Raw genomic sequence first — 22,175 nt, forward strand, 5'->3', positions numbered from 1 at the left:
GTTAAAGGAGAGATTTTCTGATGCGGCTTAATGACGAGGGTGTGATACCAAGATAAGAGGCAAGCATGGCCTGTGGCACCCTGTTCGCTAACCCAGGGTAGTATTCTATAAAATGTAAGTAACGGGACTGTGCATCCTGTACCAGCATATTGCTGGCGGCTTTCATCTTGTTTTCCAAAACGGAAGCGGTGATCCTGGCAAAGATATCTTTCCAGCCGGGAACCGCTTGATCGAGCGCGTTGAAGTTTTCTTTTGAAAATACGAGGAGGGTACAATCTGTCACGGCCTCGATGTATTCGGAGGCAGGAAGCGCATCGCGGAAACTGCTGAAGTCTGCCGCGAAGCGATCTTCGTATACGAAATACCGTGTGAAGCCCTCACCTGATTTGTTGTAATAACAGATCCGACAGACCCCTTCCGTGACGTACCCGATTTCTTCGGATACCTTGCCGGCTTCGGAGAAGCTGGTTCCTTTAGGGAGCTGCTTCCATTGTGCTTTATTTTTGATAAGGGCGATCTGTTGTTCAGTCAGGTACCCGAATTGCAGCAGGTACGTAATGAGTGCTTCCATTCCTGCAAAATTAAGGCAAGGAGGGATAACCTGTATTGTCAATTGACAAGTTATTATTTGGTCCGGAATCCGGGCGGATGCCGGCACTCCGAACGGCGGCTTCCCGTTGCCGGGGATGCATGTAGGTGCCTTCCTTCTAAGGCACCAATTCTACTAATAAGCGCTTGCCCAATTTCAGCTTTGTTCCTGCTGTCACCTTTATCACCTGATTGGGATCCATCATTTTCTCGTTATTCACCCAGACCCCTCCCCCGCTTATTAGTCTCCTGATATTACTTTTTGTTTCCTCTTTCTTCAACAGGTGACATAATTCCAGCAGGGTCATTTGCTCCTTAATAAGCCCCAAATCCCTTATTGCTACCGGCTCAAAATTCTTCTCATCAAAGACTTTGTTCTGGAACTGCTGTACAAAGAATTGTTCCGCTGCTTCAGCTGCCGCTGCATCATGGTACTGCTCAATGATATTCCTGGCGATTCGTTTTTTAAGATCCATGGGATGATTGATCTGCTTCACTTCTTCTATTTGCGCCAGGGTGAAGTTCGTTGCTAAAGTTAAAAACTCCGGTATCAATGCATCGGGTATTGACATTACTTTTCCAAACATCTCGTTTGGCGCATCGGTCAGACCGATGGTATTATTCAGCGACTTACTCATCTTCTCTTTCCCATCCAGTCCTTTCAACAAAGGCATACACATTACAACCTGTGCTTCCATGCCATGCGCTTCCTGCATTTGACGGCCCATGCTGCAGTTGAATAACTGGTCTGTACCTCCCATCTCAATATCCGCTTTAATTTGCATGGAGTCAAAGCCCTGTAAAATGGGGTACATTAATTCATGCATGGCGATGGGTGTATTCTCAGTAAAGCGTTTATTGAAATCATTCCTGTGCATGAGTTGTGCGACGGTGATTGTAGAAAGTAATTGAAGGATTTCTTTGAAAGTCAGGTCATCCAGCCAGTCGCCGTTAAAACGAACCTCGCATTTATGGATCTCAATTACCCTGGAGAGTTGTTGTATATAAGTATCTGCGTTTGCCAGTACTTCCTCTTTGCCCAGAGGTTTCCTGCTTTTATTCTTTCCTGTAGGATCGCCTATCTGAGCGGTAAAGCTCCCTACTATAATCACGATCTGATGACCGAGGTCCTGGAACTGCTTTAGCTTCTTTAATACGACTGCATGCCCCAGGTGCAGATCAGGAGCTGTAGGGTCAAAGCCTAATTTAATGACCAGAGGTCTGTTCAATGCCAGCTTTTGTTGCAGGCCGTCTTCAGGTAGCATGATCTCTACATGCTCCTTTAATAATGAAAGTGTTGTCATGATGATATAAATGAAAAAGCCCCGGACAAATGATTTGTCCGGGGCTCATATGAAGAATATGAAATGATACTTATACTGGATAGTACAGTGCATACGCCTCCCGGACAGGAATATTATAGTAATAATAATATGCTGTGAAGAATGGAAGACGTAATATGCTGTTTAAAGATTTCATTGCATGGCAAAGATAGGTTTTTTATCCGGATAAAGGTATATGAACTAATCATGCTTTATTCTCCATACCCTGTTTTCCTTATCATCTGTAATAAACAGCTCTCCCCTGCGGGTCACGGTTATACCGACGGGTCTACCGCGAACGGTGCCGGCTACGCTATCTTTGACAAAGCCAGTGAGAAAATCTTCGCCCGGTCCTGCTGGTTTACCATTCTTAAAAGGGATGAATATCACCTTATAACCAGATACCGGTTTTCTATTCCAGGAACCATGTTGCGTAATGAATGCACCATTCCGGTATTTTTCCGGGAAGCTTTTTTCTGTATAGAATGCCAGGCCAAGATTCGCACTATGCGCAGGCAATGGCAGATCAGGAACAATTGTTTTCTCCACCAGGCCGGGGGGGGCGGCTGGTACACGGGGATCGATGTGTTGTCCGAAGTAACTATAAGGCCAGCCATAAAACCCACCGCGTTTTACATGGGTAAAATAATCGGGAACGAGGTCATTGCCCAGTTCATCTCTCTCATTTACGATGGCCCACATATCTTCTGTACCGGGTGCCCATGCAATGGTTACAGGATTCCTGATACCGGAGGCATACACTTGCAGGCCACTACCATCCAGGTTCATTTCAAGAATGGCTGCCCGCAGTTGTTCTTTATCGATTCCTTTTTCGGCATGATCATCTCCTGATCCTACTGCTACATACAATTTTGTATGCGCCCGGTTTAACAGCATATTTCTCGTCCAGTGACGGTTCACTTTGCCGGCAGGCAGATCAGCGATTTTCACACCCGGCGCTGTAATAGCTGTAGCCCCCTCTTTGTAGGGAAATCGCCATATAGCGTCCGTATTTGCCACATAGAGCTGGTCGCCTATGAGGAGCATACCGAAGGGTTGATGTAAACCTGACAGGAAAATGTTTCGGGTTTCAGGGATGCCATCATGGTCAGCGTCCCTGAGCAGGGTGATGCGGTTGGCACTATTCTTTACGCTATTGGAATGGGTAGCACCAATGATGGCGGCACCTATCTTTTTAAAAAATCCAAAATGACTGTTGGACTCGGCTACCAGCAGATCTCCATTGGGCAATTCATAGATCCAGCGGGGATTCTGCAGGTCTTTCGCAAATAAGCTTACAGTAAAGCCTGCCGGTGCTACCGGTGTTTCATTCTCTCCCCAGCCTTTGACCTTGCTGTATTTCGTTACGGATTTCGTAGCATGCGGCGGCGGCAATTGCTGCGCATAATTCATAAGGGGCAAACACAGCAGCAACAATAATATTCTCATAACAGTACATTTCTTTCTGGCTGTTATGCAAAACATCTGCCGCAATAAGAGGATGCATCAAAAGTAAAATTTCCGGTGTTTAACCGGGATACCAGACGGAGAGAATTTTTGTTAACATTATTCTCAATGCCCTCAATTTACTTTTGATACATTCTTTAATTATCATTTCATCATCGCATCTGCCCTTATTGAAACAGCAGATTTATTTAGATCATCAGCGCACCTCCATCGACGGTTACTACTTCTCCGCTGCTATATGACTGTTTCATGAGGTAGATGTAAGTAAGAGCGATATCGTCAGGGTAGGCGACATATTTTACCGGCAATGCCTGGGCGAAGGTATCGAACAGCTGATCTTTTACAGCAGGGTCCATGCTATCCCAGAGATTTGACCTCACCAGACCCGGACGTACCAGGTTTACCCTCACAGGAGCCAATTCCAGGGCCATAACGCGGGTAAAACCTTCCATTGCGGCACAGATACTACTGCCGATACTCCAGCTGATATTGGGCTTTACAGCGGCAGTTCCGCTGGTCAGGGTAATTGAGCCCCCGGGATTGATAAGGGGAGCACCATATTTTACAGCGGCGACGGCACCCCAGTAGCGGATATCGAAGTATTTACGGCTATCGGCAAGGTCCATGTCTTTGATGACAGAGAGGGAGAGGTTTTCACCTGCGGTGTAGACGAGGTGATCGAAGTGGCCAAAGCCGGCGAAAAATGACCGGATCGCCTGTTCGTCACTGAGGTCAACGCTATGTGTACCTGCAGTGGGAGGCAACTGTTGCGCGGCTTCATTCAACCTGTTTTGATTGCTGGATACGATTGTTACGATAGCCCCTTCTGCGGCGGCGGCTTTTGCAGTAGCTAGTCCTAGTCCTGTGCTTCCTCCAAGAATGAGCACTTTTTTGTTTGCTAAATTTTCCATGAGGTAAAACTAGCCAGCCGCTCAGCCAATCTATTTACCATTTGGTAAATTCCTGCGGATGCGGCTCAGGGATTGCAGGGTAATGCCCAGGTAAGAAGCGATGTATCCTAATTGAACACGGGCAGCGATATCAGGGAGTCTTTCGAGGAACAGGCGGTAACGGGTACTGGCATTATGGCCATGCAGCATATTCTTGAACCGGATCTTCTGCAGTAAGCCCTGGGTGGTATACAGGTCAAAGGTCTTTTTGAAGGCAGCATCTTCCAGCATCAATTGGTTGAACTCATCTTTGCCAATGACCAGGACTTCTACATCAGTGGCAGCCTGTATGCCTTCCAGTGCAATGGTTTGTTCTAAAAAGCTACCTAGTATGGTACAGAAATAATTCTCTTTCAGGAAATAATGGGTAATGTCTTCACCCTTATCCGACACGGACATAATGCGTACTACACCCTGGTTGATATAATACAGGTGCCTGCAAATACCACCGGGAGCAAAGATAATTGCTCCTTCTTTGAAAAATTGCGTTTCAAACCGGCCTTTCCAATCCATGCTACAAATATAGTAACTTGCCTGCATGAGAACCAATGAACAGGATAATGCCTTATTTGAAGACGGGAATAAATTTAAACTGGCTGTAGCGGATATGTATTATTTGCTTTCGAGGGAGTATCCTGCCAAGGCGGCGCTGGCACTGGTAGGCAACCGGTATGAAATGGTGAAGAAACAACAGGCGGCGTTGCTGGGAATGGTTTGTTCTGAGCAGGAACTGCAAAACAGGCGGGCGAAAGAACTGGCTGCGGGGCAGTTAAAAGATAAGATCCTATACATTGATGGCTTTAATATATTGATCCTGTTAGAAACCCTGCTCGCCGGCGGTGTTGTTTTTAAAGGACTGGATGGCTGTTACAGGGATATTTCTTCTGTACATGGGACCTATAAACAGGTAGAGCAGACAGAGGCCGTGTTGTTATTAGCAGGCCGCACACTACAAGCCCTGGGATTGCAGCAGGTGGTATGGGTGTTTGACTCACCGGTATCTAATAGTGGGAAGTTAAAAAGCTATTGTTATGAGCTGGCCGCGAAGTATAACTTTCCCTGGGAGGTTGTGCTGCACCAGCACCCGGATCAGTACCTGATTGAAAATAAGGTATGGGCATGTAGTGCGGATGCATTTGTTTTGAATGAATGTAGGGCCTGGTTTAATTTAGCTGGGTATATCATTGCGCAGCATCAATTTGCAAAGCGGATTGTATCTGCCCAATAGACCATTTGTTTTGTTTTGAAATCTTCCATGGAGACATGGAGGTAAAATACTTTCTTCCTGGCAGGGATTCTTTTTTTTGTAAAGACAAAAAACAATAAGATGATAATTGGATAAAGCCAGAGCGCCCCTAACAGGATATAGAAATGCATGGTATATGGGAATAGATTATTTACGGGATAAATATATGTAAATTCGTATCAAATATTGCGCGCACAATGAACAAAAGCAGGCTCGAAGCTTTCAGCGATGGTGTACTTGCCATCATCATCACCATTATGGTACTGGAAATCAAAATTCCACACGGCACTGACCTCTCAGCCATCAAACCCCTTATCCCTGTTGCCCTCTCCTATTTATTCAGCTTTATTTATGTAGGTATTTACTGGAACAATCACCACCACCTCTTCCAGGTGGTGAAGGAAGTAAACGGGGCTATCCTCTGGGGTAATCTGCACCTGCTGTTCTGGATTTCGCTGCTTCCATTTGCGACCGGGTGGATAGATGAAAACCATTTTGCCTCGCTTCCTGTTGCCTTCTATGGCTTTATCCTTTTCATGTGTGGTGCCTCCTGGAAGTTACTGACGATTATTATTATCAAACATGAGGGAGAAAATTCCCGTCTCAAACAGGCGTATAAAAGTGATTATAAAACCTATGTGTCTATTGCGCTGTATATTTCCGGTATTTCAGTCGCATGGCTCTATCCCATTGTCAGCGTGCTCTTTTATGTCATGATTGCTGTGATCTGGTTCATTCCTGACAGGAGGATTGAACGCAATCTTAAAAGCCACTAATCAATTTTCCTAAATTTCATCGCTCAAAAGCGATTTATTCTAAGCCCTAATTTTTCCGGAATTCGTAAACCGGCTAGTTTCCTATTGCCTAATTTTGAGCCCGCCACTTTTGTATGCGTCTATTCGAACCAACCTATTATGTCCATTAAGCACATTCTAAACCAATATTTATATAATGCTTAAAAGCACGTCTATTCTGGCTGTACTAACCATTTGCAGCCTCGCCGTGATGGCCCAGCATGGCATCATTACAGGTGTAGTCAGCACTGCCGACGGCAAGCCCGCCCCTTTTGTTGACATCACCCTGCAACCCGGCAATACAGGCACCTCCGCTGACCGGCAGGGGCATTACCAGATCAATAATATCAAAGCCGGTAAATATACTGTTGTCGCCAGCTTTACAGGCTTGAAAGCACAGTTCCAACAGGTAGAAGTAGGAAATGATCAAACCGTGACAGTCAATTTCTCACTAAGTGAAGATAACCATACCTTACAGGAAGTTACTGTTTCATCCGGGTATAATAAGTTCGCGAAGAAGGAGACTGAAAACATTGCCCGTATGCCACTGAAGAACCTGGAGAATCCGCAGGTGTACAATGTGGTACCTAAGGAGTTGTTGCAGGACCAGGTGATTGTGAGTTATAATGACGTGCTGAAGAATGTAACCGGTGTGAGTCAGTCGCTGGTCAATGGTTCGAACTCCTGGAACCTAAGAGGATTTTCCACCTCCAGTTACCTGCGCAATGGTCTGCAGGACTATAAAGGTAACAGCATCGAAATTGCAAATATTGAGCGTATCGAAGTACTGAAAGGGCCTTCTGCTACTTTGTTCGGGAGTTCTCTCACCTCCTTTGGCGGTCTGCTGAACAGGGTGACGAAGAAGCCTTATGAAACATTCAACGGAGAAGTGAGTTATACGCTGGGGGGCTTTGGCCTGAGCAGGGTGACCGCTGATTTTAACACACCACTGAATAAGGAGAAAGACCTGCTGCTTCGTACCAACGTTGCTTACCATGATGAAGGTAGTTTCCAGGATGCAGGCTTTACTAAACGCTTCTTTATTGCCCCTTCTCTCTTATACAAGGTAAATGACAGGTTTACGGTGACGCTGGATGCAGAGGTGTATAGCCAAAAGGCCAATGACTTCAACCGCCTGTTTCCACAAGCCTCTTTTACTAAAACAAATCCACGCGACCTGAGTGTCAACTGGAAACGATCATACAGCAACAATGACCTGTACCTGACCACTCCCTCTGTAAGTTTGTATGGTGCGGCTACCTACAAGATCTCTGACCAGTGGACTTCACAAACCACTTTCTCTCATACCAATTCTTCCATCCAGGGGTATTATAGCTGGAACAGCATTCTGGGTGATACTGCAGTATCCCGCAACCCCGGTTATGAGCACGTACAATATAATTATACAGAAGTACAACAAAACTTCAATGGGGATTTCAAAATTGGTCAGCTCCGCAACCGTGTGGTATTAGGACTCGACTACCTGAATGGCAATAATAACAGTACGACTGTCAGCTACATTGGATTTGACCAGGTAAAGATTGCAGGTCATGACCCTAAATATAATGAACTGACCTTACCTGCCTTACAACAGGCGCTGGCGAATTTGCCATATGCCAAAACCCGGACTCAGCAAAGCGTGTATAGCGCCTATGTATCCGATGTATTGAATATCACCCCGGACCTGCTGGTAATGGCGAGTCTGCGTGTAGACCATTTTGTCAACAATGGTACCTACAATGCCAATCTCGATACCACTACCGGAAAATATAACCAGACTGCTCTTTCCCCTAAGTTAGGATTAGTATACCAGCTGGTACCGAAACACTTGTCCCTGTTTGGTAACTATATGAATGGCTTCAGTAATAATGCGCCGGCGCAACAACCGGATGGTCAGTTCAGGACCTTCAAACCGAGCCATGCCAACCAATGGGAAACGGGTGTAAAACTTGAGTTCTTCAATGGTAAACTGAATAGTACCCTGAGCTACTACCACATCAAGGTAGACGATGTGATCCATGCGAGCTTTGATCCAACACAGGTGGGTTACTCTGTACAGGATGGTGGCAAGCTGAGTAAAGGCTACGAAGCAGAAATTATTGCCAACCCTGTAAAAGGGTTGAACATCATTGCCGGCTATGCTTACAATGATATTTACACTATCAATACCAACCATGATGTGGATGGTCTTCATCAATGGACCGGCCCTGCACAGATGGCTAATCTGTGGATCAGTTACCACCTGTTCAACACTGCCCTGAAAGGTTTGGGATTGGGTATTGGTGGTAACTACAATGGTAAAGCATATATCACGCAGTCCCGCGCTGCAGGTGAATTCCACCTCCCTTCCTATACTGTACTGAATGCCGTACTGAGTTATGAACGTGCTGTATACCGGATCAGTATGAAAATGGATAACCTGACAAACGAAGTATACTGGGGTAGCTATGTGAGCCAGATGATGCCTCGTCGTTTTAGTACCACGGTGACCTTTAAGTTCAGATAATATCTTAAATTTAAAGGTAAACCTTCATCCATATGAGCAATAATATTAGGAAAGAGGATATTAAACAGGAAGTCTTTGATCTGTATGACGATTATGCCCATAATCGCCTGAGCAGACGCGACTTTATTGATAAACTCTCGATCTATGCCGTAGGCAGCATGACTGTGCCTGCGTTGATGAGCTTCCTGATGCCCAATTACGAGGATAATATCCAGGTTAAACCAGATGATCCCCGCCTGAAAACGGAGTATATCACCTATAATTCCCCGAAGGGTGGTGGGAGTATCAAAGCGCTTTTGTCTAAACCAGCTGATGCAAAGAAACCGCTGGGAGGTATCGTTGTCGTGCATGAGAACAGGGGATTGAATCCTTATATTGAAGATGTGGCGAGACGTGCAGCGCTCGCAGGGTTTATAACGATTGCTCCGGATGCATTGACTCCATTAGGAGGCTATCCGGGTTCAGATGATAAAGGGCGTGAGATGCAGGCGAAGCGGGATAAAAATGAGATGCTGGAAGATTTTATTGCCGCGTTTGAATATTTGAAGGGGAACAGGGATTGTAATGGGAAAGTGGGTGTGGTAGGTTTCTGCTTTGGCGGATGGATTGCTAATATGATGGCGGTGAAAGTGCCGGACCTGGCAGCGGCAGTACCTTTTTATGGATCACAGCCTTCGAGGGACCAGGTAGCGCAGATCAAGGCACCCCTGTTATTGCATTTTGGTGAGTTGGATACCCATGTGAATGAAGGATGGCCGGCTTATGAAGCGGCGCTGAAAGAGGAGAAGAAGGAGTATACAGCGTATGTATACCCGGGTGTTAATCATGGGTTTCATAATGACACTACACCGAGGTATGATAAGGCAGCGGCGGAGTTGGCGTGGAAGAGAACGATTGAGTTTTTTAAGGCGAAACTTGCGTAAATAACTGGATGGCCTGTAGCAGTAAGGAAGAAATTTTATAATGAGCGAATCGTGCTATTGAATAAAATTGCTTCCTTATTGCTGCAGGCTTTTGCTTTTTTTCCGGCTTTCCCTGGGCAATGTCCCAAAATACTTCTTGAATGCTGCCGTGAAGTGTGTGGCATGACAGAATCCTACCGTTTCCGCCACTTCTGAAACAGCAAGACCGGTACTGAGCAGGTATTGTGCACGTTGCATCCTGACCCTGTGCAGGTATTGAAACACACTCATTCCAAAGGTAAGTTTGAAATTATATTTTATATAGGTCTCGTTGCTGACAATATGCCGGGCCAGGTCTTTCAATGTATAAGTCTCTCCCACATGCTGCAGCAAAAAGTTCCGCAATGCATACATCTTGGTCATCACACCTGGCTTCAGCGGTTCGAAATGTTTTCTTTCCGCTACAGGATTCCCTGCATGCAGGTACTGTGCTACCTGTGATACCTGTGGTAGCTGGGCCACCTGTGATACCGGTGTTGCTTGTGATACCGGTGTTGCTTGTGTTGCTTGTAGTACCTGTGATACCTGTGCCACCTGTGCTACCTGTGCCACCTGTGATACTGGTGTTGCTTGTGTTGCCGGTGTTGCTTGTGTTGCTTGTAGTACCTGTGATACCTGTGCCACCTGTGCCAGCGGCTCCTGAATGCGGCCTTTAATAATCTTTCCGGCCAGGAGGTCTTCCCTGGGTGAGTGACGTTGAAAATATTGATCAAGGGGAATATTTACCAGCTTCGTTCCGGAGTCTATGGTGTCCTCTCCTTGTAGCTCCGGTGCAGATCCAGGCAATACGAGGTACATAGCAAAGTCGCCCTCTTCCAGGGTAAACATACAATCGTTGAACGAACAATGTAGCCGTGTTCCTTTCAATAGAAACAACAACTGTATAAAAGGCTGATCGTAGCGCATTACAGGTTAAATGACAGGTTGCAAATTTAAGCCCTGCCACATGGGTGCGTTTACGGATTCAGGAAAATGATTTACTGAAGACGGAAAAAAAATAGCTTATACCTGCAAGAGGCATAAGCTATCAGGTGGAGAGTGGGAAAATACTATGCTATAATTTTAACCTGAATATTTTATACGGTAGTACCGGTGGGTAAGAGATCTGGGAGCAGGATATATACAGGTATCCATCTGCAGAAATACTGTAACTATCCGGCCACATCAATTTTGTTTTATCCTGTGCGATATAATGCATTTGTAAATCAGGCGTAATCTTCACGATCGCATTCTTCTCCAGGTCGCCCATGTACAGGTTCCCTGCATGGTCACAGATCATACCGTCTGTAGTGACGAACCGGCCCAGGTCCTGTACGCTATCCTGCAGGGTGCGCATGGATGTCTTAAAGTTCCGCAGCAGCTCCGTATTGATACGATACAGCTTATTATCAGTAAGGGGTTTATAATACAACCATTGCTGATCTGCCGTCAGGGCAATACCATCAGAATTTACTTTCATCGTCCGGCCATTCTTCTCAAACTGGTAATGGGGATCTGACTTCACGGAATAATGATCATGCAATACCAGCCTGGATGCTCCTGTTTTGATATTCAGTACCACGATGCCCCCATTGGTAGAAGTGGTCATATAGGCAAAACCATTTACATTGTCAATCCTGATGTCGTTCAGGTAGCTATCCTTGCCAGCTACTGTTTCCGGGAAATGATAGATCCTGTCGATCTGGTTCGTAGCGAGGTTGATTTTTAGTACCTTGTTGGCTGCCTGGTACACCGGGCCTAAGCTGATGCCGGCAGCATCTACCACCCACAGGAATCCCTGGTCATCTGCTACTACAGATTGCACACATACAAATTTATTTTGCCCATCATCGCCTTTCTGAAAACTATTCCAGGTGCTGTCAGGATACGGAACAGGCTTCCCATTTATCACTTCCACGACAGAATAAGCGTGTTTATCCGCCCAGTAAGGGTAATTGGTAAATAAGCGTCCATCCCTGGTAACCGCCACCCCGGTAAGCTGGTAAGCGCTGTCTGCGAATACCTCTTCCAGTTGTGGTACGGCAGTGGATGTAGCAATTGAATCGTTTGTATTTTTATTGGTCTGTCCACTATTGTTGCACGCGGCTAAGAAAATCCCCAGCACAAATAAATTCAATTTCGACATATGTTCTGCATTTGTTGATGCAGCAAATTTAAGGAAGTTGTGCTTTATGATCGTGATTCCATCTTGGCACATCAATATCGAATCCAAAAAGGTCCAGTGCTCTTGCTACTGTATGGGTTACAATTTCATCGACCGATTGTGGCCGCAGATAAAAGGCCGGCACAGGGGGCATAATGATTCCGCCCATTTCTGTCACCTGCGTCATACTTCTCAGGTGGCCCAGGTGTAAAGGTGTTTCCCGGAATAACAATACCAGTCTTCTTCTTTCTTTCAGCACCACATCGGCTGCCCGGGATAAGAGAGAGCTGGTAATACCGCTGGCGATCTCTGACATCGTCTTTACAGAACAGGGGGCGATCAGCATACCCAGGGTCTTGAATGAGCCGCTGGCAATGGCTGCTCCGACATCCGCAGTAGGATAAATAACATCTGCCATGGACATGAGTTCTTCATGCTTCATATCGGTTTCGTAGGTCCTTACCAGTTCCGACGCTTTGCTCACTACCAGGTGTGTTTCCACATCCTGTTCTTTCAGCAGTTCCAGGGCACGGATACCGTATTGGAGGCCGGTAGCGCCACTGATCCCTATTATGATCCTCTTTTTCATGATGCTTCTTTACTTAATTATGATGAAACGCTGCAGGATCGTGTGTTGATCGCTCCGATTCCTGCGCTCGCGCTGACATATTTCAAAGAGGTTGTATCAAAAATAAACCGGGAGGTTTAATCCCGATGTTAGTCTATTATTTTTGATACAACCTCATAAATAAAACTAATGGAAGAGTAACCTCCAGTAATGTGAGAATATCATTACCAGCAATAATGCAGGCAACATATTAGCTATAGGGAATTTCTTAATACCTGTGATCCTGAAACCTGTTACGAACATGATAATGCCGCCGCAGGCAGAAAAATCAGCAATCAACTGTGGTGTCGTCAGCGGCAGGATTACCCCTGCCAGTAAGTATAATCCGCATAGGATTATAAATTGCGGGATGACTGTCGTAGCCACAATAAAGCCCAGGGAAGTAGCAAATATGGCGGAGGTAAAGAAATCCAGCATCGCTTTGGAGATCAGCACCGTCGGATCATGTGTGATACCTTCATTCAAGGCCCCAAAGATCCCTGTACCACTTGCACTGAAGAGTACCAGTACGGCAACGAAATTCTGCAGGAAAGCCTGCGGATCTTCATCTGTTTTTTTGCCCGGGAAGATCTTCTGGATTGGTCCGTTGACACGGATAGCCGCCCACTCAATACCTTTTTCAATTTTCAGCAGTTCACCCACTGCACTACCTACCAGCAATGCCAGGATCACCGGGGGCAACATGCTCACCTTTACGACTGAGTTGATACCCAGTGCCATGGAGGCAGCACCAAATGTAAGCGGGAGTGCAAGACGGAGACGTTCAGGAATCTTGTTTCCCATAGTAGCCCCGATGATGGAGCCTGCAAGTGTAGCGACGGAATTTATAATTGGTCCGGTTAGCATATGATTGTTTTTTTGAGCTGGCCAAAGGAGCTCCTTCAGCCAGCCGTTTTTTTTCATCCGTTTATTTAAACCACTCAGGTAAATAAGGAGTTGGATCTACCTGTTTGAACTGTGCACGCTGGAATTTCGCTTTCAGGTTCCATGGCACTGTACAATCAAAGATAGTTTTGGTAGAAATACCTTTGCCCAGGATCTTAGGATCGAATGAAGGGTCCTGTGAAGGATCCAGTGGATGGCAACGAACACCGGGAATAAAGATGGTACTGATATCGCCCTGGTAACGGGTCGTCATCGCCCAGAAGATATCGTTGCTGTCGAAGATATCTACATCTTCATCTACAAGGATCACCTGTTTCAGCTCATAATAAGCTGCAAAGGCGACCAACGCTGCCTGCCTTTCACGACCCTGGTCAGCAGGTTTGGTTTTATGAATCTGCAGGATGCTCAGGAATTTTCCACCACCAGCGGTATGCGCATATACGTTTTTCAGCAGACCAGGTAGTGCAGCTTCTACTGCATTGTAAATGCTCGCTTCTGTGGGGATACCTGCCAGGCTGGTATGTTCTTCACCAGGACCGATCAGGGTCTGTAAAATAGGGTTTTTACGGGTAGTAATCGCAGTTACCCTTATCAGTGGCAGGGATTGGTTTGCCGGACCGTTATAGCCCGGGAATTCAGGCATTGCGTGGCCTGTGTTGGTATTCTGATCTTCTACCACTCTTACATTTGGCAGGATCTCACCTTCGATTACGATTTCGGCCTTCGCAATAGCGTGTTGGTTGATGGTAAGGGATTTGACCAGTTCTACCGGTTTCTTACGCAGACCACCGGCGATTGACAGTTCATCAAAGCCCAATGGAGTGGTAGGCGCTTCAAAACAGGAGCCGATCATGATAGCAGGATCAAGTCCCATGTTGATGGTAACAGGAAGTGGTTTGCCCGCTTTCTCTGCTTTTTCACGAAAGGCATCAATGTGCCTGCCTGGAGCAAAATAGATAGAGATGGAATCTTTTCCCTGTACGCAGAGGCGGTGAATCGTTACATCGCTGTGGCCGGTTTCAGGATCTGAACCTAATACCAGTCCTTCGCAGAAATATGGACCCGCATCTTCAGGCGTATTGGTAGGCGCAGGCAGGATTTTTCTCAGGTCAAAGTCCTTGTCTGTCGCTTTGTATACGACTTCCTGGCAGGGCGCACCTGCGTTAGGAACTACTACCGGGGCGATGTAATTCTTAACAGCCTGCCCCATATATTTACCCAGTTCGGCACCTGGCGCACCCAGCATAGCAGCTACCCTGTCCCTGCTTGCCAGCAGGCCCACCAGTACTTTCGAACCCGGATATCCTTTTACATTATTAAACATCATGGCAGGGCCCAGGCGGGTAGGGCGCTGTACGGTACCACCTGCACCAATCTGTTTATATACCCCTGCCAGATCAGCATTCGGATCAATCAATACATCTGTTTCATGATATTGTTGCGGAATTGTTTTCAATAATTCCAATGCACTCCGCAAGTCATCGATTACTATTGGTTTGTTTTCCTGACTCATTGTGTTATTGTTTTATGCAACAAAGGTCAGGCTTTGCAGGTGGCCGAACTTGCACTATTGACTTATTAAATAGGACAATTCGAACCGGATTAAAATCAGTCCATTGACTGCCCGTAGTCAGAATGGAAGGGAAAGTGGGCGCTTAATTTTGAGCGATAAACGTATGCTATGCACGCGAACAGCATCCAGCACCATGAGTTCATCAATTACTCTGGTCTATATAGAGAAAAGAACACGCACAAAGAAAATTATATCTATTGCGAGACAATAGAAAGCAGGAGTAAGGAATTCAACTGGGAAGTAGATGCACATTTCCACAGTTCATTATACCAGGTCTTTTTTGTTGAAAGTGGGTATGCTACTTTTTATACCGCCGATGAGCAAGTCTGTCTTGAAGCACCTTTTATGTGTTTCATTCCCCCACTGAGCATTCATGGGTTTCATTTCGGTGCGCATGTAGATGGCCGCATTCTTACTTTCTCTGATTTTTATACGGAGACACTACATGAGCGCTATCCGAATATCCTGCATTCACTGGAGACGGTGTTTGTATTGAAGGGAGAGAGCCTGCACTCATTCCGGGAATCATTCAATGCCATTCATACTGAATTCCATGAGGCCAAAGTAGGGAAAGAAATTATGCTGGAGCACATGCTTTACTTATTAGTTTTGCAGTTTTATCGCTACTCCAATGAACAACCTGCACAGAAATCCGGGCATAATAACAACCTTTATTATTTTAAAAAATTCCAGCACCTCATTAAGATCTCCAAGAGTCCCTTCACCAGTTTACAGGTGTATGCCGATCACCTGCATATTACTGCGAAACACCTGAACAGGATCTGCCGCTCGCTCAAACAAATGTCTGCACTGCAGGTAGTACAGGTAGAGCTCATCCTGAAAGCAAAGGCACATTTGTATCATTTCAATTCCAATATTTCTGAGATTGCGTATGAGTTGGGGTTTGATGATCCTTCTTATTTCACCCGGCTCTTTAAGAAACATACCGGATTAACACCTAATGAGTATCGCAAACAAATTCCGCTCGCTAAAATAGAAGAATGATCCGAAGCAGGGTGCTCCGGATCATTGAAAGGTTAAATTAGAATCTGAAAACGCTGTAGAAGTGCGCGTAGACCATGTTCTGGCTACTACCTGCCTGCTCTAAGTATTTACCTTTGAAAGTTTCATTTACATAAGCACCAAACATCAGGAAGGGATTCAGCTGGTATTCTGCTTTTGCTACACAACGTGTACCAATCACACTGGATGTACCTGCATCTGCACGTCTGAGCTGTACGCCGGACATGGCATAGATACCATCTTCCGTGGATGTGCGCCAGAGCTCCTGCACAGTGAAGTCAACACTCAGTTTCCTGGTTGGCTTACAACCGAAGACCGGTCCTACTGCTGCAATGTTGGTATAGCCCAGGTCAGATATCCAGCTCATACCTTTTGACCAGAGGTAGTCATAGCTATTACTTTTTTTGTCGGTAGAGTCTTTATCACCAGAGGCGATATCGATACGGGTACCTACAAATGGTTTCCATTTTGGTTTGAAGGTATACCAGCTTTCCGTTGCCACATACCACGCATGGATATTTTGCCCTGCCACATTTTCACCTCGCTGGCCTACCAGCTCCAGGTCGTAGTTCCAGCCGCCTTCTACACCGCCGATGCGTGCGGACAAGGTACTCTTTGTACCGTTGTACAAATTATTCGCAGCACTCTTTTTGTCAACATAGATATACAATAATTCTACGGTGGAATGTGGTAGTGCTTTTCCTAATGTACGGGATACATATGCAGATCCAAATTTAAGATTTTTGTTGGACGGGTCATTGAAATACCCTGCTTTGTCCTGCACTTCTTCCCCACCGATCACACCAAAGTTCCAGTCACCCGCCTTCACATTGATACGACCTGCATCAAAGGAGTGACGGTTGTTGGGTGGCTGTCTTACATCGAACAATCTCGCTTTATTGAAGAGAATTTCCTGGCGGCCAGCTCTGAAATACATCTTATTACCTTTGCCTAAGTGCAGGGTATATTCAGCAAATGCCTGGTGGAGTTCGCCGGGATTATAATCTGCCAGGGAAGGATTGTAATCCAGTTCATAGGTAGTACCTGATTGTACTTCGCCAAATACACGCAGGTTTGGCAGGATATGAATATCGGCCCATAAACGGGAACGTTGTTGCCAGTCGAAGCCCTGGTCTTCATTGCCTTTGCCATATTTAAGGTGCTCCCTGTATTCCCCCCTGGGACGGATTTCAGCACCGATCGTAATGTATCCGTTCTTCCATAATGGGATGTATTTAAGTTTTGCCCATAAGCCAGTCCTTAGCTGTTTGTCGGAGAGATATTGGTAATCTTCTTCATAATTCAGTGGTAAGAATTTCGGTGTAGGCCGTTTTTTAATGGTATCCTGCGCATAGGTGAGTAGTGGAAATAAAGCGAGGATACACAAGAAGGCTCGTTTCATCTTCAATTGTGTTTTTTAACAATGCAAAGATGAAAATCATAAGGGAGTAAGGCTTGTAATAAATGGCGTATTAATAGGATAATCGGTCCAAAATAATTAACGGCAGTTTGTGAAAGATAATTGACTGCCGGACCAGTGGGTGTTACCCCTTCACCCGGGGCTTATTAAAAGTCATGCGGACTAACAAGATCGCAATCGCTTTCATAAGTAAGAATGATTATTCGACTTTCTGAATTTCAGTCTTGTCCGATACCCCGTTTTCGTTCATTGCTTCTATGGTAAAATAATAAATCTTTTCTTTATCCAATGTTTTTAACCAATATTCATTGGCATTGTACACCATAATATTTGTGTACAACTTATCAGGTGCCGTACCATAGTAAATATTATAAGCATAGGCATCTGCCGCCGGTTTCCATTTCAGCCATGCACTGCGCTTGTCTTTTTCTGTACGCAGCACGATCAGGTTTTCAGGCTTTGCAGGTTTGTTGCCATTCGCCATACCGAACACCCTGAGACCACTGATCGCGAACTTCCCGGAAGGCATATGCACATTTTCCAGGCGGATATATCTTGCTTTTATTGGTTTAGGAAAAGTTACATAATCATGCGGCACATCCGTCTTATTATTACTTTTGTCTACTAATGACTGCCACTTTTTCCCATCCATTGAATACAGTAGTTTATACTGGTGGTAAATATTTGTCTGCTTACCTAAGAAAGTGGCATCCTGGTCGGCATAATTAATTTGCACGGCATGCACCTCCGATACATTTCCCAGGTCTGTTTGCAGCCACTCTCCTGCATTGCCACTGGCGGCACTCCAATAAGTCTTGATATCCTCATCCACAGCATTGTTTGCGGTATATGCGCCCAGTGTGGAGGACACCGTCACCGGCTTATTATAATTCAATAACATCCAGCCTGTAAAATCTCCATTTGTATAATGCGGGTAATCGCCAAACGCCGTGTTACAATACATCACATCATCCTTATCAAAGCCTGCAGGCCAGATGCCGATCCTGCGTTCAAAATTATTCTTTACGCTAATCCCCATCGTGCTCACATGCCAGTAAGCACCCTTGTTATCCGTAAAGGTAGCCCCATGCCCTGCTCCCCTCGCAAAGCCGCCGGGTTTGAATGACAGAGGATCTGATTGGGGTGTAAAATTATTACCTAATGGTGAGGGGCCTACTATTACACCATCCGCATATCCACTCATCTCTGTTCCCGGTGCACCATATTGCAGGTAATATTTTCCATGATGCTTTGTCATCCAGGCACCTTCTATAAACGGATCGAGAAATGTATTGTCCATATGTTCCCCGAATCTTTGCCAGCCATATCTCCAGGGTTCCAGCAGGTACATTTCCTGGCGTGTTCGCACAGGTTTGAATGTAGTACGATCCAGTTCTACGCCATACAAAGGATAACGATTGCTACTACCATTATACATATAAAAACGGCCATCATCATCTGTAAAGAATGCAGGATCCCAGCCACCAATTTCAAATGAATCGACTAAGGGTTTCCAGATATTTTCTTTGGGAGAAGTGCTCATCCATAATGTAAAATTGCGGGTATAAGTGGAACCAAATACAATCATGGTATCCCCCACTATTCCCACTGCTGGTGCACACAATTCATCATAGCCTTCATTCCAGGGACGGAGGAACTTCCGGGATACAAAGGTCCAGTTTACGAGATCTGCACTATACCAATAGCCCCATTGATTGGTTGAAAACAAATAATAATCTCCTTTATAATTCACGATGACAGGGTCGGCCGTAGCCCTGTGTTTACCCCATGCCGCGAAGTCAGGAATAGGGGTATAGCCATAGTCAACATTGATTGGATTGCAATAGGTTGGCTGCTGGGCATGCCCCACTATAGCGATGAGTAAGCAGCAGGAAAGGAGGATTTTTTTCATAACAAATCACTTTTTCATAACGGCTCAAAGGTAAACGAAAAAGCAGGGATAATGGCCCTATTTAGCCATCTCCCTGCTATGTCCCCGTTTAATGTGTTCACTAATTTCCTTCCGCGGGTAAGGGCACTGGTGGTGGAGGTACTTCCACGGGAACTCCAGCTGGTGCTCCCCAGTCCAGCGTGCTAAAGTCTATATATTCAGCTACGCTCACGCCTATTGATTTACCACGCTCATCTAAATAGGTCCAGTCTGCATTCTCTTGTTTCATCATGACAGGGAAATTATACCCTACCCTGCCATCATAGCCTTCTATATCATCCAGCATGATACGATCATAGACCGGTTTTACTATTTCACGGCCATTCACATCCAGTAAACCAAATTTCTCATCCAGCGTTACCAGGTAGCCCCTGCCATGTTTTTCCGGGGAGATCCGGTCGAAGTTCACAGGTACTATAATTCTCCCGTTCAAACCTGCAATACCTTTTTTACCATTGTTCTTCATCAATGTCAGTATTTCTGAATCATCGTCCCCAAAGAAAGCTTCTTCTGAATATTTCTGTACAAGCTCCTGTGGTACATCGTAGATGACCGGCACGATTTCCTTACCTGTTGAATCAATATAACCATAACGATAAATGCGGGCTGCGGTATCCAGGCATTCATACACCGCTGCTACTCCCTTGTGGAAACTGGAGATGTAATCATACTTAGGCTGCACTACATAATTCCCTTTTCCATCTATGTACCCAAACTTCTGGTTCTTTACCACGATCGCACGGTGATTGGAGAAGTAACCCATGTATTCAGGGAATCCACCCTTTGAATAGTCACCTTCTACCCGCTGTTTTTTATCGATGTCATAGAGGAAACTTTTACCCTGCTGCCATACCAGCATCAGGCGGCCTTCATAGGCTACGAATGCAGTATCAAAAGGCAGTTTGTACAGTACATGGGTACGCTTATTCAGGATCTCTGCCTTGCCGGTATCCTTTGGCTGTAATAAAGTATACAGGCTATCAAAAGGAACTACATCCCTATATTTTACCGGTGCCAGCATCTTACCATTGAAATCATAGACACCGCTTAACCCGTTCTTCGTGACCATCATCACAGTGCTGTCATCGTAGGTAGAGATGTAATCGTACACTACAGGGAGTATGACCTTCTGCTGCTTTATATCGAACAAACCTATTTTGTCTTTCAGGCTTATTTTTACCAGCTGCTCATTCCGGGGAACCGCATGCAGGTCCACATAGTCATAGATAGGTGGTACTACGGTATTACCGTCTTTGTCGATATAGCCATATTTGTCGCCCATACCTACGTTCAGGAATTTCGGGTCGCCATAATAACTGAGGGAGGTATATTTAGGAGGTACGATCTTGCCCGTAGCGGGGTTATAAAAGCCGTATAACTTGCCCTGGATGATGGCAAGCATCCTGGAGCCATTTTCCATCACCATTTCGTGAAAGCCGCTATATTGTGCCAGGATCTGCTTCCCGTTTTTATCAAAGATCACCTCCTTCCCGTTTTTTTCGGATTGGAATACCTCATTGCCACACATGGGTTCAAACCAGGACCCAAAGGCCAGGGGTACTACAATCCTGCCCGTAGTATCCGCCAGGCCATATTTTTCATTCCGGACAATGCCTATCAATGCAGTGCTGTCATTGTAATAATTGATATCATCATATACATGATCCAGGATCAGCTTACCGGCTTTATTCACCAGGCCCCATTTACCATTTCTGCGCTGACCGGTGAACGGCCCCAGTTGTGTATCCAGACTTGACACATCTTCTCCCGGCAGGCATTCACAGGTATCAATCTCTACCTTCTTCGTTTTGAGATTGATGCTCATCTTCTGGTTATTCTTGTAGAGCGATTCGATCCACTCGTCACTCCGCATATTCATATGCTCGTGGTCATATTCAAAAGGCACTAAAACTTCGTTTTGGAAGCTCACTACTCCCCATTTGCCATTTTTCTGTGCAAAGATGTAATTGCCCCTGGTAGTACAACCATAGCAATAATCGATGTCTTCGTACGTATAAGGGATGATCAGCTCATCCTTATTCTTGTTGTACAGGCCCCATTTTCCCTTTTCTTTTACGGCGAAGGTGATGGAGTCCAGCTGATTGCTGTCTTCAAAACGGAATGGGAGGAGAAAGCCTTTGGGGGTATACAAACTGACTTTATGATCTTTTTTTACTATCCATTGTTCGGGCGAGTGGGTGTCAATGGTATCATATTCGGGGAGTAAGATCCATTTTCCTAAGACGGTCATCACCCCTTGTTTGCCTTTCAGACCTACCTGCAGGATATCCTGTGGCAGGTATATGGAGTCGGTGTCTGCCCAGGTGTCGGACAGGCTCCTGTCATTATAAACGGTGTCAAAGGCTATTTTGCCGGTGCTGTCGATATAACTTGATTGTCCCTGGTTTACGACTCTTGCAAATCCCTGCACATAACGGGAGCCGGCTTCGAACTTGCGCTGGGCGGATGCGCTCAGGCTAAGGAGTAAGAAGCAGCTGGCTAGTAATCGGTATTTCATATAAAGAATTTGTAGGCACAAATGTCCGGGTGCAAACATATCTTTCCAAAAAACCCTGGTCACCGGGGGACTACAGGGGCGACTACAAAACGACTACAGGATTTGTAAATTGTTATTATTCAATTATAAAGACATTAATATTTAATTCGGTCAAGCAAGGGCTGCTTAAATTTCCAGTCGGCACAGGAGCCTTATAATC

At 45.5% G+C, this 22,175-nt stretch carries 18 protein-coding genes; 5 read left to right on the forward strand and 13 right to left on the reverse strand.

Annotated features, from left to right (window positions below):
• Position 1: 1 nt before the first annotated feature.
• The 5 genes from DXN04_RS30250 to DXN04_RS30270 all read right to left on the reverse strand — a co-directional run bounded on the left by DXN04_RS30250 (position 2) and on the right by DXN04_RS30270 (position 4,840).
• Positions 2–571 (reverse strand): Crp/Fnr family transcriptional regulator, encoded by a 570-nt coding sequence (locus tag DXN04_RS30250; protein ID WP_116857164.1) that lies wholly within the window; start codon positions 569–571, stop codon positions 2–4.
• 136 nt (positions 572–707) lie between these two features.
• On the reverse strand, positions 708–1,892 hold the full coding sequence (gene tyrS / locus DXN04_RS30255) for a tyrosine--tRNA ligase (RefSeq protein ID WP_116857165.1): 1,185 nt from the start codon (positions 1,890–1,892) through the stop codon (positions 708–710).
• A 219-nt stretch (positions 1,893–2,111) separates the two neighbouring features.
• Positions 2,112–3,359, reverse strand: a complete 1,248-nt coding sequence (locus DXN04_RS30260) for a PQQ-dependent sugar dehydrogenase (RefSeq protein WP_116857166.1) — start codon at positions 3,357–3,359, stop codon at positions 2,112–2,114.
• A 206-nt stretch (positions 3,360–3,565) separates the two neighbouring features.
• Entirely contained in the window at positions 3,566–4,288 is a 723-nt protein-coding gene (locus DXN04_RS30265; RefSeq protein WP_116857167.1) for an SDR family oxidoreductase, read from the reverse strand.
• A 30-nt stretch (positions 4,289–4,318) separates the two neighbouring features.
• On the reverse strand, positions 4,319–4,840 hold the full coding sequence (locus DXN04_RS30270; RefSeq protein ID WP_158569238.1) for a Crp/Fnr family transcriptional regulator: 522 nt from the start codon (positions 4,838–4,840) through the stop codon (positions 4,319–4,321).
• A gap of 25 nt (positions 4,841–4,865) precedes the next feature.
• Here DXN04_RS30270 and DXN04_RS30275 point away from each other — a divergent pair, with 25 nt between their 5' ends.
• The 4 genes from DXN04_RS30275 to DXN04_RS30295 all read left to right on the forward strand — a co-directional run bounded on the left by DXN04_RS30275 (position 4,866) and on the right by DXN04_RS30295 (position 9,796).
• Positions 4,866–5,555, forward strand: a complete 690-nt coding sequence (locus tag DXN04_RS30275; protein WP_116857169.1) for a DUF434 domain-containing protein — start codon at positions 4,866–4,868, stop codon at positions 5,553–5,555.
• A 215-nt stretch (positions 5,556–5,770) separates the two neighbouring features.
• Positions 5,771–6,349, forward strand: a complete 579-nt coding sequence (locus tag DXN04_RS30285; RefSeq protein WP_116857171.1) for a TMEM175 family protein — start codon at positions 5,771–5,773, stop codon at positions 6,347–6,349.
• 175 nt (positions 6,350–6,524) lie between these two features.
• Positions 6,525–8,873 (forward strand): TonB-dependent receptor, encoded by a 2,349-nt coding sequence (locus DXN04_RS30290; RefSeq protein WP_116857172.1) that lies wholly within the window; start codon positions 6,525–6,527, stop codon positions 8,871–8,873.
• A gap of 32 nt (positions 8,874–8,905) precedes the next feature.
• Positions 8,906–9,796 (forward strand): dienelactone hydrolase family protein, encoded by an 891-nt coding sequence (locus DXN04_RS30295; protein ID WP_116857173.1) that lies wholly within the window; start codon positions 8,906–8,908, stop codon positions 9,794–9,796.
• Between the two features lie 75 nt (positions 9,797–9,871).
• Here DXN04_RS30295 and DXN04_RS30300 read toward each other — a convergent pair whose 3' ends face one another.
• The 5 genes from DXN04_RS30300 to DXN04_RS30320 all read right to left on the reverse strand — a co-directional run bounded on the left by DXN04_RS30300 (position 9,872) and on the right by DXN04_RS30320 (position 15,004).
• Complete coding sequence (locus DXN04_RS30300; protein ID WP_147320102.1) at positions 9,872–10,741, reverse strand: helix-turn-helix transcriptional regulator; 870 nt, start codon at positions 10,739–10,741, stop codon at positions 9,872–9,874.
• A gap of 148 nt (positions 10,742–10,889) precedes the next feature.
• Positions 10,890–11,960, reverse strand: coding sequence for an L-dopachrome tautomerase-related protein (locus tag DXN04_RS30305; protein ID WP_116857175.1), 1,071 nt, complete (start codon positions 11,958–11,960; stop codon positions 10,890–10,892).
• Between the two features lie 28 nt (positions 11,961–11,988).
• Positions 11,989–12,567 (reverse strand): UbiX family flavin prenyltransferase, encoded by a 579-nt coding sequence (locus DXN04_RS30310; protein ID WP_116857176.1) that lies wholly within the window; start codon positions 12,565–12,567, stop codon positions 11,989–11,991.
• Positions 12,568–12,732: 165 nt separating this feature from the next.
• On the reverse strand, positions 12,733–13,452 hold the full coding sequence (locus DXN04_RS30315; protein ID WP_116857261.1) for a DUF554 domain-containing protein: 720 nt from the start codon (positions 13,450–13,452) through the stop codon (positions 12,733–12,735).
• Between the two features lie 61 nt (positions 13,453–13,513).
• A complete protein-coding gene (locus DXN04_RS30320; RefSeq protein ID WP_116857177.1) occupies positions 13,514–15,004 on the reverse strand; it encodes a UbiD family decarboxylase in 1,491 nt (496 codons plus the stop codon).
• A 168-nt stretch (positions 15,005–15,172) separates the two neighbouring features.
• Between DXN04_RS30320 and DXN04_RS30325 the strand changes: the two genes are divergently transcribed.
• Positions 15,173–16,069, forward strand: coding sequence for an AraC family transcriptional regulator (locus tag DXN04_RS30325; RefSeq protein WP_116857178.1), 897 nt, complete (start codon positions 15,173–15,175; stop codon positions 16,067–16,069).
• Positions 16,070–16,106: 37 nt separating this feature from the next.
• Here DXN04_RS30325 and DXN04_RS30330 read toward each other — a convergent pair whose 3' ends face one another.
• From DXN04_RS30330 to DXN04_RS30340, 3 genes are all read right to left on the reverse strand, one after another.
• Entirely contained in the window at positions 16,107–17,489 is a 1,383-nt protein-coding gene (locus tag DXN04_RS30330) for an alginate export family protein (RefSeq protein ID WP_116857179.1), read from the reverse strand.
• Between the two features lie 217 nt (positions 17,490–17,706).
• Positions 17,707–19,419, reverse strand: a complete 1,713-nt coding sequence (locus DXN04_RS30335) for a discoidin domain-containing protein (RefSeq protein ID WP_116857180.1) — start codon at positions 19,417–19,419, stop codon at positions 17,707–17,709.
• Between the two features lie 100 nt (positions 19,420–19,519).
• Positions 19,520–21,976 carry a WG repeat-containing protein gene (locus DXN04_RS30340; protein ID WP_158569240.1) on the reverse strand — a complete coding sequence of 819 codons (2,457 nt, stop codon included), beginning with the start codon at positions 21,974–21,976 and terminating at the stop codon, positions 19,520–19,522.
• Positions 21,977–22,175 lie beyond the last annotated feature (199 nt).

It is taken from the genome of Chitinophaga silvisoli, assembly GCF_003412465.1.
Lineage (GTDB): Bacteria > Bacteroidota > Bacteroidia > Chitinophagales > Chitinophagaceae > Chitinophaga > Chitinophaga silvisoli.

Coding starts and splice junctions, on each gene's coding strand:
- DXN04_RS30335 (WP_116857180.1), bottom strand. CDS start 19,419: ATGAAAAAAATCCTCCTTTCCTGCTGCTTACTCATCGCTATAGTGGGG.
- DXN04_RS30310 (WP_116857176.1), bottom strand. CDS start 12,567: ATGAAAAAGAGGATCATAATAGGGATCAGTGGCGCTACCGGCCTCCAA.
- DXN04_RS30275 (WP_116857169.1), top strand. CDS start 4,866: ATGAGAACCAATGAACAGGATAATGCCTTATTTGAAGACGGGAATAAA.
- DXN04_RS30325 (WP_116857178.1), top strand. CDS start 15,173: ATGCACGCGAACAGCATCCAGCACCATGAGTTCATCAATTACTCTGGT.
- DXN04_RS30320 (WP_116857177.1), bottom strand. CDS start 15,004: ATGAGTCAGGAAAACAAACCAATAGTAATCGATGACTTGCGGAGTGCA.
- DXN04_RS30330 (WP_116857179.1), bottom strand. CDS start 17,489: ATGAAACGAGCCTTCTTGTGTATCCTCGCTTTATTTCCACTACTCACC.
- DXN04_RS30295 (WP_116857173.1), top strand. CDS start 8,906: ATGAGCAATAATATTAGGAAAGAGGATATTAAACAGGAAGTCTTTGAT.
- DXN04_RS30305 (WP_116857175.1), bottom strand. CDS start 11,960: ATGTCGAAATTGAATTTATTTGTGCTGGGGATTTTCTTAGCCGCGTGC.
- tyrS (WP_116857165.1), bottom strand. CDS start 1,892: ATGACAACACTTTCATTATTAAAGGAGCATGTAGAGATCATGCTACCT.
- DXN04_RS30290 (WP_116857172.1), top strand. CDS start 6,525: ATGCTTAAAAGCACGTCTATTCTGGCTGTACTAACCATTTGCAGCCTC.
- DXN04_RS30260 (WP_116857166.1), bottom strand. CDS start 3,359: ATGAGAATATTATTGTTGCTGCTGTGTTTGCCCCTTATGAATTATGCG.
- DXN04_RS30340 (WP_158569240.1), bottom strand. CDS start 21,976: ATGAAATACCGATTACTAGCCAGCTGCTTCTTACTCCTTAGCCTGAGC.
- DXN04_RS30265 (WP_116857167.1), bottom strand. CDS start 4,288: ATGGAAAATTTAGCAAACAAAAAAGTGCTCATTCTTGGAGGAAGCACA.
- DXN04_RS30285 (WP_116857171.1), top strand. CDS start 5,771: ATGAACAAAAGCAGGCTCGAAGCTTTCAGCGATGGTGTACTTGCCATC.
- DXN04_RS30315 (WP_116857261.1), bottom strand. CDS start 13,452: ATGCTAACCGGACCAATTATAAATTCCGTCGCTACACTTGCAGGCTCC.
- DXN04_RS30250 (WP_116857164.1), bottom strand. CDS start 571: ATGGAAGCACTCATTACGTACCTGCTGCAATTCGGGTACCTGACTGAA.
- DXN04_RS30300 (WP_147320102.1), bottom strand. CDS start 10,741: ATGCGCTACGATCAGCCTTTTATACAGTTGTTGTTTCTATTGAAAGGA.
- DXN04_RS30270 (WP_158569238.1), bottom strand. CDS start 4,840: ATGGATTGGAAAGGCCGGTTTGAAACGCAATTTTTCAAAGAAGGAGCA.